Below are 12,433 nucleotides of genomic sequence, written 5' to 3'. Positions count from 1 at the left end.
CGAGTATTCATGCTGTGAATCATTGGCGGTGCAGCCAGTGACCGCCCACGCGGGCATCAACGCGGGATTTCCAGCTCGAAGATCGAGCCGCCTGCGCGCGACGTGCAATACCGCACCTGGCCGTGGTGCGCCTGCGCAATCGCGCGGACGACGGACAGGCCAAGGCCCGAACCGCCGAATTGACGGGAGCGCGACACGTCCGCGCGGGTAAAGGGCTCGAACGCGTGACGCGCGAATTCGGGGCTGAGGCCGGGGCCTTCGTCCTCCACGCGCAGCACGACGCTCGACGCCACGACCGCCAGCTCGATACGCAGCTTGCCGGGCACCGCATAGCGACGCGCGTTGTCGAGCAGCGCGAGCAGCGCCTGGCGGATACGCGTGCCGTCGCATTGCAGCACGACCGCGGGGGTCGCCAGCTCGACGGAAAAGCCGGCTTCATGCAGCGCGTCGCCGACCGAATCGACCGCGCTCTGGACTTCGAGCGCGATATCGGTCGGCTGGATATTCATCTCCAGCCGGCCGATGTCCTGCAGCGTGACTATGTGCAGATCGTCGACGAGCCGGGACAGGCCTTCGACCTGATGCAGCAGGCCCCGGAACAACGCCGTGTCCGGCGCGAACACCCCGTCTTTCAGGCCCTGCAACCGGCCCCTGAGGATCGTCAGCGGGGTTCGCAGCTCATGGACGATCGCCGCATTCCACGCGGTCATGTCGGACGCCATGCCCTGCAGGCGTACGGCCATCGCGTTGAAGTCGTCGACCAGCAGCGCCGTTTCGCCCAGCGAGCGATCGCCGGGCGTCGCCCTGGCGGCCAGGTCGCCCGCGGCGATGCGGCGGGCCCCCTCTGCAAGCGAGTTGAGCGGCGTGAGAATCCGCCGGGCCAGCCGCGTCGCGACGATGACGGCAGCAAGCAGCCCCGTCATCAGCAGCATCGCGAAGATCAGGTAATCGGACGGATGCGGGATCAGCAGATCCATGGCGCTGCCCCGCGACGGCGGCGACAGGGTGAACAGCAACCCGTAGATGATGAACGAACCGACCAGGACGATCAGCGTCGTCGTGACCGAAACGAGTCCCATCGACAGCACGATCTGTCGGCTCAGCCGGTTGCGCGTGCTCACTGGAATCCCTGAAGCCGATAACCCACGCCACGCATGACCTCCGGCATCCCGGGCGCGCCCGCACATTCGAGTTTCTTGCGCAGCCGGCTGACGTGACTGTCGACCGTTCGCTCCATCGCGCCGCTGCCGGCCAGGCACGCATCGACCAGTTCGCTGCGCGTAAATACGCGGCTCGGCGATCTCGCCATGTACGCCAGAAGCCGGAATTCGGTCAACGTCAGCGTAACCTGGGCCTCCCCGGATTCGTTGCGCACCCTCGCGAGGTAGCTTTCGGTGTCGATCTCCAGGTTGCCGACCCGGATCACGCCCTCGGCAACGGCCCCGGCGGTACGCCGCAAGACCGCGCGGATCCGGATGACCACCTCGACCGGATTGAACGGCTTCGCAATGTAGTCGTCCGCGCCGATGCGCAATCCCTGCAGCCGGTCGATGTCCTGGTCGAGCGCGGTGATGATCACGACGGGCGTATTGCCGCGCCGACGCAGCTCGATGATCACGTCCCAGCCGCTCTTCTGCGGCATCTTGATGTCGAGCAGAACCAAGTCGGGCTTCAGCAGCGGCTGCACGTCGAGTGCGGCCTGCCCGTTGGCGACGCGGTAAGTGCGAAATCCCTCGCGAGTCAGGTACGCGTCGAGTATTTCTGCAATTTCCGGCTCGTCTTCAGCAATCAGTATAAGCGAGTTCATGGTGTTGACTGGAGTTGGGTGTCGTCATTCGGGATGCCTGCGATGACCGGGCAGCATCCGCTGTCCGTCCGCTTGCCCATCCACGAATGACGACGCCACGATGCGTTCCTCAGTGGCTCGCCACGCTCTTGGCGGGCGGCACGTCCGTATCGGTCAGGCCTCCGCCCAGCGCCTTGTAGAGCGCGATCGCGTTGCTCAATTCGGCACTCCGCAGATCCAGCAAGGCCTGCCGCGCCGCATAAAGCTGCCGCTGCGAATCGAGCAGTTCCAGCCGATCCTCGACGCCGGCGCGATAGCGCAGGTTGGACAGGTCGGTGCGGCGCTGGGCGCTGGTGACCACCCGGGTTTGCGCGTCGATCTGGCGGCCGAAGGTCTCGCTGCCGGCCAGGCCGTCCGCCACCTCGCGGAACGCGGTCTGGATCGACCGCTCGTATTCGGCAACGGCGCTGGACTTGCGCACCTCGGCCAGCCGCAGCTCGGAGCGCAGCCTGCCGCCCTGGAAGATCGGCAGCGTGACCTGCGGCGCGAACGCCCACGTGCGATGGTCGCTATCGAACAGGCCGCTCAATCCCGGGCTGATGAAGCCCAGCGACGTGGTCAGCGACAGCCGCGGAAAGAACGCGGCGCGCGCCGCGCCGATGTCGGCATTCGCTGCCACCAGGTTCTGCTCGGCCTGCAGGATGTCCGGCCGGCGGTACAGCAGCTCGGACGGCAGGCCGGCCGGCAGCCGTGTGACGACCGGCTGCCGATCGAGCGGCACGGCTTCGGGAAGATCCGCGGGCAGCCCGGTGCCGACCAGCAGCCGCAGCGCATTGCGCGCCTGCGACACGGCGCGCGAGCGCGCCTCCACATCCGCGGTCGCGCTCGCGACCTGGCCTTCGGCCTGCGCGATGTCCAGGCCGCTCGCCTGATGGGCGTCCTTCAGCCGGCGCGCGAGATCGAGCGTCTGCTGCCAGTCGGCCAGCGTGCGTTCGGACAGCGCGCGCTGCTCCTGCGCAAGGCGCTCGGCGAAGTACGCGTTCGCGACCGCGCCGACGAGCGAGATCTGCACGGCCCGGCGGCCATGATCGGTCGCCAGGTAGCGCGCAAACGCGGCGTCCGACAGTGACTTCACGCGCCCGAACAGATCGATCTCGAACGCGCTGATCCCGACGTTCACGCCGTACTGCTTCTGCATCGACTCGGGCACCGGCGGGTTCATGTCGGCATTGGCCGGCGTGCGCTGGCGCGTGAAGCTGCCCGTCGCATCGACGGACGGCAGCCGCGCGGAGCGCTGGATCCCGTACTGCGCCTCCGCCGCGTCGACGTTCAGCGCAGCGAGCCGCAGGTCGCGGTTGTGTTCGAGCGCGAGCTCGATCAGGCGCTGCAGCCGATGGTCGCCGAACATCGTGCGCCAGCCCAGATCGGCCGCGTTCGCGTGCGTATCGGCCTGGGCGTCGGCCGTCGTCGCGTAAGCCGTCGGCACCGGCAGCTCCGGTTTGACCAGCTTGGGGGCCATCGAGCAGGCCGACAGGGCCAGCGCAACGGCAAGGGGAAGAACTAGCATTCGCATGACATTAACCTTCCGTTTCTTGACTCACGGCGACGATTTTCTTGCTGGATGCCCGCCATGCCCCGACGCGCTCCTGGAAGCCCAGCACGAACACGAAGAACACCGGCACGAAGAAGATCGCCAGCACCGTCGCGGTCACCATCCCGCCGAACACGCCGGTGCCGATCGCGTGCTGCGTTTCGGCGCTCGCGCCCGTCGCGATCATCAGCGGCACCACGCCCAGGCCGAATGCCAGCGACGTCATCAGGATCGGGCGCAGCCGCAGCCTCGACGCTTCCACGGCCGCCTCGACGAGCCCCTTGCCTTCCTCGCGCAACTGCTTCGCGAATTCGACGATCAGGATCGCGTTCTTCGCGGACAGGCCGATCACGGTGATCATCCCGACCTTGAAGTACACGTCGTTGGGCAGCCCGCGCAGGATCACCGCGCCGAGCGCGCCGAGCAGGCCCAGCGGCACGACCAGCATCACCGACAGCGGGATCGACCAGCTCTCGTAGAGCGCGGCCAGCACCAGGAACACTACGACCATCGACAGCGCCATCAGCATCGGCGCCTGCGACGCGGACTCGCGCTCCTGCAGCGACTGGCCGGTCCACGCGACCGAGAAGCCCGGCGGCAGCTGCCTGGCCAGACGCTCCATCTCGTCCATCGCCGCGCCGCTCGAGTAACCGGGCGCGGCCGTGCCCGAAATGCGCGAAGACGGGTAGCCCTGGAAGCGCACCAACTGCAGCGGCGTATCGGCCCAGACGGGCCGGACCACTTCGGACAGCGGCACCATGCCGCCGCTCACGTTGCGCACGTAGAGCTTCATCACGTTGTCGATCTGCATCCGCGCTGGCGCATCGGCCTGGATGATCACCTGCTGCATGCGCCCCGCATTCGGGAAGTCGTTGACGTAGGTCGACCCCATCGCGGCGGACAGCGTGTCGCTGATGCTCGTGAACGACACGCCGAGCGCCTCGGCCTTCTGCCGGTCGATGTCCAGGCGGATGCTGGCGCCCGCCGGCAGGTTGTCCGGATACACGCCGGCCAGGACCTTGCTTTGCGCCGCGAGCTCGAGCAGCTTCGCCTCGGCCGCCTTGAGCGCCGCATTGCCCTGGTTCGCGCGGTCCTGCAGGCGCATCGAGAAGCCCGAGCTGTTGCCCAGTTCATCGATCGCCGGCGGCAACAGGCTCATCACCGCACCTTCGGTGACGCCTGCCATCGCTTGCTGGGCCAGCATCCCTTCGTTCATCGCCGTCGCACCGTTGCGGTGTTTCCAGTCCTTCAGCACCGCCCAGTTCAATGCGGCGTTCGGACCGGAACCGGAGAAGCCGTAGCCGACAATGGAGATGCTCGACTCGATCCCGGGGCGCGATTCGAGATGGCGCTCGAGCTGTTTGACCACGTCGCGCGTGCGCCCGGCTGTCGAATCGGAAGGAAGCAGGAAGCTGGTGATGAAAAAGCCCTGATCCTCGTCCGGCAGGAACGCCGACGGCAGCGCCCGGAAGCCGAACACCATCGCACAGCAAATCGCGACGAACAGCAGCATCACCCGCCCCGTGCGGCCGACCAGCCGGCCGACACGCGTCGCGTACCACTGCGTCAGGCGGTCGAAGCGGCGGTTGAACCAGCCGAAGAAGCCACGCTTCTCGTGGTGCCCATGCGCGATCGGCTTGAGCATCGTCGCGCACAGCGCGGGCGTCAGCGTCAGCGCGAGGAGCGCCGAGAACAGGATCGACACCGCCATCGACATCGTGAACTGCTGATAGATCACGCCGACCGAGCCGCTCGACATCGCCATCGGCAGGAACACGGCCGTCAGGACCAGCGTGACGCCGATGATCGCACCGGTGATTTCCTTCATGGCCTTGATCGTCGCGTCCTTCGGCGACAGCCCTTCCTCCGCCATCAGGCGCTCGACGTTCTCCACCACGACGATCGCGTCGTCGACGATGATGCCGATCGCAAGCACCATGCCGAACATGGTCAGCACGTTGATCGAGAAGCCCGAGACCAGCATGATCGTGAAGGTGCCGAGCATCGCGATCGGCGCGACGATCGCCGGGATCAGCGTGTACCGCACGTTCTGCAGGAACAGGTACATCACCAGGAACACCAGCACCATCGCCTCGAACAGCGTATCGAGAACCTTCTCGATCGACAGCTTGACGAACGGCGCGGTATCGAACGGAATCGAGTAGCTCATGCCCGACGGCATGGCCTTGCCCAGCTCCTCCAGGCGCGCCCGCACGGCCTCCGCGGTCTTGACCGCATTGCCGCCCGGCGCAAGCTGCACGCCGGCGATGGCGACAGGCTTGCCTTTCTCGCGGTTGACGAAGTTATAGGACTGCGAACCGAGCTCGACCCGCGCGACGTCGCCCAGCACGACCTTGGAGCCGTTGGCGTTGGCGCGCAGCACGATCGCGGCAAACTCTTCCGGCGTCGCAAGCTGGCCCTGCACGGTCAGCGGCACGGTCACCCGCTGCCCCAACACGGCCGGCAACGCACCGACGCTGCCTGGCGCGATCTGCACGTTCTGCTGGCTGATGGCGGTCGTCAGGTCGCTCATCGACAGGCCGTAGGTGATCAGCCTGGACGGATCGACCCAGATGCGCATCGCCCGTTCGGACCCGAACATCTGCACGCGACCCACGCCATTGATACGGCGCAACTCCTCGACGACGTTGCGCACCATGTAGTCTCCGAGCGCGCCTTCGTCGAAGCGGCCGCTGTCGGACTTGAGCGCGACGAACAGCAGGAAGCCGGACGAGGCCGACTCCACGATCACGCCGTTCTGCCGCACGACCGCGGGCAAGCGCGGCTCGACGGCCTTCAGCTTGTTCTGCACGTCGACCTGCGCGAGCGCCGGCACCGTGCCGGGCTTGAACGTAACGGTAATCTGCGCCAAGCCGGTCGTGTCGGACGACGACTCGTAGTACAGCAGGTTCTTGACGCCGGACAGCTCGCGTTCGATGAGGCTCAGCACCCCATCGCTCATGGTTTGCGGCGTGGCGCCGGGATACGTCGCGTAGATGGTGACGGTCGGCGGCGCGACCGACGGGTAGCGTGCGATCGGCAACTGCGGGATCGCGATCACGCCCATCAGGATGATGAACAACGCGATCACCCACGCAAAGACCGGGCGCCGAATGAAGAATTGAGACATGACTTAAGGCTCCCCGTGACTCAGCGCGAGGCCGTGGTGGCGGCGGAATCAGGCGACTTCCAGTCGCTCGCGGCAACCGCGGCGCCGTCGGTCAGGCGCTCCATCCCTTCCACCACGACCTTCTGGCCGGCCTGCAGCCCCGAACGGACCAGATAGCGGCGGTTCGTCAGCTCGCCCAGCTCGACCGGCTTGATATGCGCCTGGTTCTTCGCGTCGAGCACCCACACCTGAGGCTTGCCCTCGGCGCGCACCACCGCCTGCTGCGGCACCGTCAGCGCGCTCGCGTAGTTCCCGCGCGGAATGCGCGCACGGACGTACATGCCCGGCAGCAGCAGCCGCTTCGAGTTGTCCACCAGCACGCGCACCAGCACGTCGCCGGTGCCCGCATCGACGTTCACGCCGGAGAACAGCATCCGGCCTTGCGTGTCGTAAGGCGTGCCGTCGTCGCGCAGCACCTCGACCGGCAGGCCGGCACTGGCATTCCCGTCGTGGGACGCCAGCGTGTCGCGCAGGTGCTGCAGCGACGACGCCGGCTGGCGCACGTCGACGTAGACCTGGTCGATCTGCTGGATGCGCGCCATCGGCACGGCGTCGGTGCTGCTGACGAGCGCGCCTTCGGTCACGAGCGCCTGGTCGATGCGGCCGGTGATCGGCGCCTCCACCGTGGCGAACTTCAGGTCGAGCTGCCGGCGCGCGAGCGTCGCGCGCGCCTGCGCGACGTCGGCCGCGGCCTGGTCGCGCTGCGACACGGAATCGTCATAGACCTGGCGGCTGATCGCGTCCACTTCGACCAGCGGCTTGAGTCGCGCCGTCTGCACCTTGGCACGCTCGAGCGCCGCGTCGGCCCGCTGCAGCGCGGCGGCGGCCGTGTCCATGTCGGCCTTGAACGGCGCCGGGTTGATCTGGAACAGCGGCTCGCCGGCGCGCACCTCGGTGCCCTGCTCGAACAGGCGGCGCAGCACGATGCCGCTGACCTGCGGCCGGATCTCGGCGATCCGCACCGCCGAGATCCGGCCGGGCAGGTCCTCGGTCACCTTCAGCGGGGCCGGCGCCAAGGTCATCGCGGCGACCGGGGTCGCAGGCGGGGCGACCGGCTTCTCGGATTGCCCGCAGCCCGCCAGCAACGCGGCCACCAGCGCGTAGATACCGCCGTAGCGGGCGATTTTTTCATTTTTCATATGGACTCCATGAGACGCAGGCAGCCAACTGCCGGCTATGACAGGGCGCAGTTTGCGTGGGGTCAATGGCGTTTCTTCTGCGGTACGATGGAGGTTCGATGGAGACATCCGATGAAAGTGAAGTAACGCGTCAAAATCACCGCCATGTCCGATACCGCCCGATTGTCCGGCGCCGCTCACGGCGCGCAGGCCCTGGTCCTCATTGCCGAGGACGAACCCGAGATCGCCGAGATCCTCGCCGCCTACCTGACGCGCAGCGGCCTGCGCACCGTGCGTGCCGCCGACGGCCGCAAGGCGCTGGAACTGCACCTGTCCGTCAAGCCCGACCTCGTGCTGCTGGATGTGCAGATGCCTCATGTCGACGGCTGGAAAGTGCTGACCGAGATCCGTCATCGCGGCAATACGCCCGTCATCATGCTGACCGCGCTGGACCAGGACATCGACAAGCTGACGGGGTTGCGCATCGGGGCGGACGACTACGTGGTCAAGCCGTTCAATCCGGCGGAAGTCGTCGCGCGCACGCTGGCGGTGCTGCGCCGGTCGATGTCCGGTTCAGGCCAGGCAGAGCAGCGCGTGTTGCGCGCCGCGCCGTTCCAGATCGATCTCGACAACCACGAGGCCACGGTGGAGGTCGGCGAGCAGCGGCATACGCTGGCGCTGACGCTGACCGAATTCAAGCTGCTCGCGCAGCTCGCGCGCGCGCCGAAGCGGGTGTTCAGCCGCGGCGAGCTGATGGCCACCTGCCTGCCGGAGGGCGATGCGCTGGAGCGCACGGTGGACAGTCACGTCAGCAAGCTGCGCAAGAAGCTGGAGGATCTCGGCGTCACCGGCGTTCCGGTCGGCGTGCGTGGCGTCGGCTACAAGCTCTGGAGCGGTGAATGAAGCTGGCGGGGTTGAGCCGCCAGATTGCGCTGTCGATGGCGGCGATGGCGATCGGCGTGACGCTGCTGGTCGTGATGACCTCCTACGCGTTCTATTACCTGGTGTTCCGATACTGGCCCGAGCAATGCAATCAGTTAGGCTTGATTCCGACGCGTGCGGAGGGGGCATGGCTGGCCGCCACCATTTTCGTCGGCTTGACGCTTGCCCTGGTCGTGTCGATCAAGCTGGCGCACCGTATCCTCGTGCCGCTCAACTCCGTGGCCCAGAGCATCCGCCGCGTCGCCCAGGGCGATCTCGACGCACGGGCGATTGCCGGCGACCGTTCGCTGCGCGAAGCGGCGCTGCTCGCCGACGACTTCAACGCACTGGCGGCCCAGTTGCAGCGCGTGACCGCCGAGCAGACGTTCTGGAACGCCGCGATCGCCCATGAACTGCGCACGCCGGTCACCGTGCTGCGCGGGGGCGCTTGCAGGGGCTGGCCGATGGCGTGTTTCCGCCCGAGGAATCGCAGTTCCGCAGCCTGCTGACCCAGGTCGAAGGCCTCGCGCGGCTGATCGAGGATCTGCGCGTGATCAGCCTCGCGGACAGCGGCCATCTGGACCTCGATGTCCGGGAGACCGATCTGGCCGCCGATGTCCGGGCCGTCGTCGACGTGTTCGGAGATGCGCTCCGGGCAGCGGGCCAGCACGCCGTCCTCGATCTGGACGAGCAATGCATGCGCTGCGATCCGGTCCGGATCCGGCAAGCGCTGCTGGCCTTGCTGGACAATGCCCGCCGGCACGCGGTGCCCGGTTCGATACGCATTCAGACACGCGTCGGGCAGGGAAGCTGCCGTTTGTCCGTCGAAGACGACGGGCCGGGCATTCCCGCCGACCTCGCGCCGCATATCTTCGAGGCCTTCAGGCGTGCAGACGACTCGCGTTCCGGACGCAGCAGCGGCGGCAGCGGCCTCGGGCTGGCCGTCGTGGCGGCCATTGCCTATGCGCACGACGGGCAAGCCACCTGCCATCGGACCGCCGGTGGCGGCACGCTGTTCGAGTTGCGCTGGCCCGACGACCTTGCGCCGACACGCAAACGCGACCGTCGTCGCACGGCGTCCGGTTCGCCTCTCGTCGCGCGCGACTGACCGGTTCGCGGCGTGCTTCAGAAGCGCGCCGCGCATCATCGGCCGGCGGCGACGTGACCGTCCGCCGGCCGGGTCGACTCAATCGGCATTCGTTCGGTATTCCTTCGGCGCTCGTTCGGCATTCAATCTGCCGCCTCATCGCCTGCGGTCCGTTGCCCGTGCCCGATCCGGTCGATCGGCGGATCGAATCCGACGGTCGTGTATTCCATCACCGACACGTTCGATCGCCCGCCCGGACCCTCGAGAACGACGGCCCGGATGCCGCCCTTCCTGTCGAGCTTCAGCGCCTTTCCGACGGATTCGTTTCGTAGTGCCTCAAGTTCTTCGATTCTTGCGATTGCAAGCTTGCGCACCACCCCGGAGATATAGACGGGAAGAAAAACCAATGCAATGAACATCGAAAACGCATCCTTCAGCACGCTGTGCAGCAGCAGCTGGCCATTCAGCGCCAGCGACACGGAAGTCGCATTGAGAAAGATCGCGAGCACGGTCGCACCCGCGCCGATCGACGAAAATCGCTCGGCAGCCTGCTTCGTGCGTGCCTTGATCACGGCTCGTCCGGCGGTGGGCGAAACGAGATACTCGCGCTTTGCACCGAGGAACCCGGCCCCTCCCAGAAAGACCGACATCGCGCAACTCATGACGACGGCACTGACGACCATGTCGAACATCAGACATGTGAATTCGAACACGAATATGCCGGCCAGCGGAACCAGCAACAGGCAAAAGTCGAAGCCGTTCCGTCCATGGCCCTGGATCCACCGCTTCACCCACGGGCTTCGCCAGAATCCGCTGTCTCCGTGACGCGCAGTCTGTTTTATGTTCGTCAACATTTCACCTGTGTAAACCTGTGCCGCCGGCTCGCCCCGATATTCGCGCGGACGCGTGCATCCATCATGCAAATTTCGTGCAGATTCGATGGAGACGCTTACTGAAGCTGCTCGGGTACCGCGGCCTGAGCGTTGGTGAGATGCAGCCATATATTCGCGGCGAACGCGAGGGCAAGGTATTCGGCATCTCGTTCGACGACGGGTATCGCAATGTGCTGACGGATGCGATGCCGGCCGATCACCTTCCCGCCATGATCGGTGTGGTCTCCGATTCGGGCGTCTCGCAACGTCGACAGCTTTCGTCATCGGCGATGGTGTCGCGAACCGGACGGCATGCCGCGCCACAACGCCCTTTTCCGCTACAGTAAAGCCACGGGCCTCGAGCAAGGCCGCAACATAGTCATTTTTCTGCAAAGCACATGGGGTCACGTTGAATATGCGACAAACCTACACCGCCGACGCGCCCACACGCGAGGAAGTCGACGCGCTCGCCGGTGCGACCGTCATCGAGTTCGGTGCCAACTGGTGCGGCATCTGCATGGGTGCGCAACCCGCGATTCGCGACTCGTTCCTGCCGCACCCTGCTGTCCGGCACCTGAAAATCGAAGATGGTCCCGGCCGGCCGCTCGGCCGCTCATTCAAGATCAAACTCTGGCCGACACTGGTCTTCCTGCGCGACGGCGTCGAAGTCGCACGCGTCGTCCGCCCCACCAACTCCGGACAGATCGAAACCGACGGATTCGCCGCACTGGCATGAGCAGATGCGAGACCTGACGACCATGCAACAGTCCATTCAACACATCATCGTCGAAGCGCGCGGGCGCGGCCTCGTGGAATTCACGCCGCAGGTGCGCGCGTTCGTCGAACAGCAGTCGATCCGCACCGGCCTGCTCACCGTGTTCTGCCGGCACACATCCGCTTCGCTGCTGATCCAGGAGAATGCAGATCCATCGGTGCGTCGCGACCTCGAGCGTTACTTCGACGCGCTCGCGCCCGAAGACAGCTCACGCTACGAGCACGACACCGAAGGCCCCGACGACATGCCCGCGCATCTGCGCACAGCGCTCACGCAAGTGCAGTTGTCGATTCCCGTCGAGCATGGGCGCATGGTGCTCGGCACCTGGCAGGGCATTTATCTGTTCGAGCATCGCCGTGCCGCGCATCGGCGCGAGATCGTGGTTCATCTGATCGGCGATTGAGCGCGCGTCGCACGCGCGCCATGCCGTCGGCGCATGACGGCACGATTCTGGTCTGCCGCGCCGGAATGGATGCGTACGAGGCATTGGTGGTCAGCTGGCGCGGGGAGCCCCACGCATTTGCGCCGCGCCAATGCAAAAACCCCCGCCTGTTGGGCGGGGGTTTCTGGCTAGAGGGAGCCTGACGATTACCTACTTTCACACGGGAATCCGCACTATCATCGGCGTAGAGTCGTTTCACGGTCCTGTTCGGGATGGGAAGGGGTGGGACCGACTCGCTATGGTCATCAGGCAAAAGGGGTTGTCGCGGTGCTTCGCAGCGCGACCAATCTGGGAAGAAGCAGTAATTTTGGGTTGTGAGTTGTACTCTCACACATACGCGGTACTTCAACCGCAGTACGTCGAGTGCCTTGCACTCGACGCTCGATATCCGTAAGCGCTGAAGCGCTAACGGCTATCGAGACAGACTTGTTATAGGATCAAGCCTTACGGGCAATTAGTATCAGTTAGCTGAACGCATTACTGCGCTTACACACCTGACCTATCAACGTCCTGGTCTCGAACGACCCTTCAAGGAGGTCTAGCCTCCAGGGATATCTCATCTTAAGGCGAGTTTCCCGCTTAGATGCTTTCAGCGGTTATCTCTTCCGAACATAGCTACCCGGCGATGCCACTGGCGTGACAACCGGTACACCAGAGGTTCGTCCACTCCGG

Annotated in this window: 10 protein-coding genes, 2 rRNA genes and 1 pseudogene; 5 read left to right on the top strand and 8 right to left on the bottom strand. The window is 65.9% G+C overall.

Features of this window, described 5'->3' with window-relative positions:
* Positions 1-56 precede the first annotated feature (56 nt).
* From DID96_RS33205 to DID96_RS33185, 5 genes are all read right to left on the bottom strand, one after another.
* Positions 57-1,121, bottom strand: coding sequence for an ATP-binding protein (locus DID96_RS33205; RefSeq protein ID WP_124603432.1), 1,065 nt, complete (start codon positions 1,119-1,121; stop codon positions 57-59).
* A complete protein-coding gene (locus tag DID96_RS33200) occupies positions 1,118-1,807 on the bottom strand; it encodes a response regulator (protein ID WP_124603431.1) in 690 nt (229 codons plus the stop codon). The genes DID96_RS33205 and DID96_RS33200 overlap by 4 nt, the downstream gene beginning before the upstream one ends.
* Before the next feature lie 109 nt (positions 1,808-1,916).
* Positions 1,917-3,359: an efflux transporter outer membrane subunit gene (locus tag DID96_RS33195; RefSeq protein ID WP_124603430.1), complete on the bottom strand. Its 1,443-nt coding sequence runs from the start codon at positions 3,357-3,359 to the stop codon at positions 1,917-1,919.
* A 4-nt stretch (positions 3,360-3,363) separates the two neighbouring features.
* Positions 3,364-6,507: a multidrug efflux RND transporter permease subunit gene (locus tag DID96_RS33190; RefSeq protein ID WP_124603429.1), complete on the bottom strand. Its 3,144-nt coding sequence runs from the start codon at positions 6,505-6,507 to the stop codon at positions 3,364-3,366.
* Positions 6,508-6,527: 20 nt separating this feature from the next.
* Complete coding sequence (locus DID96_RS33185) at positions 6,528-7,685, bottom strand: efflux RND transporter periplasmic adaptor subunit (protein ID WP_124603428.1); 1,158 nt, start codon at positions 7,683-7,685, stop codon at positions 6,528-6,530.
* Positions 7,686-7,829: 144 nt separating this feature from the next.
* Here DID96_RS33185 and DID96_RS33180 point away from each other — a divergent pair, with 144 nt between their 5' ends.
* Complete coding sequence (locus tag DID96_RS33180; protein ID WP_124603427.1) at positions 7,830-8,567, top strand: response regulator; 738 nt, start codon at positions 7,830-7,832, stop codon at positions 8,565-8,567.
* A pseudogene (locus DID96_RS33175) lies at positions 8,564-9,693 on the top strand (ATP-binding protein). The gene DID96_RS33180 and the pseudogene DID96_RS33175 overlap by 4 nt, the downstream one beginning before the upstream one ends.
* Before the next feature lie 122 nt (positions 9,694-9,815).
* Here DID96_RS33175 and DID96_RS33170 read toward each other — a convergent pair.
* Positions 9,816-10,364, bottom strand: coding sequence for a hypothetical protein (locus DID96_RS33170; RefSeq protein ID WP_311767780.1), 549 nt, complete (start codon positions 10,362-10,364; stop codon positions 9,816-9,818).
* Between the two features lie 236 nt (positions 10,365-10,600).
* Between DID96_RS33170 and DID96_RS39665 the strand changes: the two genes are divergently transcribed.
* The 3 genes from DID96_RS39665 to DID96_RS33155 all read left to right on the top strand — a co-directional run bounded on the left by DID96_RS39665 (position 10,601) and on the right by DID96_RS33155 (position 11,722).
* Positions 10,601-10,891, top strand: coding sequence for a hypothetical protein (locus tag DID96_RS39665; RefSeq protein ID WP_409333835.1), 291 nt, complete (start codon positions 10,601-10,603; stop codon positions 10,889-10,891).
* A 68-nt stretch (positions 10,892-10,959) separates the two neighbouring features.
* Entirely contained in the window at positions 10,960-11,280 is a 321-nt protein-coding gene (locus DID96_RS33160) for a thioredoxin family protein (RefSeq protein ID WP_409333834.1), read from the top strand.
* Positions 11,281-11,302: 22 nt separating this feature from the next.
* The gene (locus DID96_RS33155; protein WP_124603425.1) at positions 11,303-11,722 is read left to right on the top strand and encodes a secondary thiamine-phosphate synthase enzyme YjbQ; all 420 of its coding nucleotides are present in this window, start codon (positions 11,303-11,305) and stop codon (positions 11,720-11,722) included.
* A gap of 176 nt (positions 11,723-11,898) precedes the next feature.
* Here DID96_RS33155 and rrf read toward each other — a convergent pair.
* Positions 11,899-12,011, bottom strand: a 5S ribosomal RNA gene (gene rrf, locus DID96_RS33150).
* Positions 12,012-12,194: 183 nt separating this feature from the next.
* Positions 12,195-12,433, bottom strand: a 23S ribosomal RNA gene (locus tag DID96_RS33140); the annotation flags it as partial.

It is taken from the genome of Burkholderia sp. Bp8963 (assembly GCF_003854275.1).
Lineage (GTDB): Bacteria > Pseudomonadota > Gammaproteobacteria > Burkholderiales > Burkholderiaceae > Burkholderia.
This window is presented reverse-complemented; position numbering and strand designations above follow the sequence as displayed.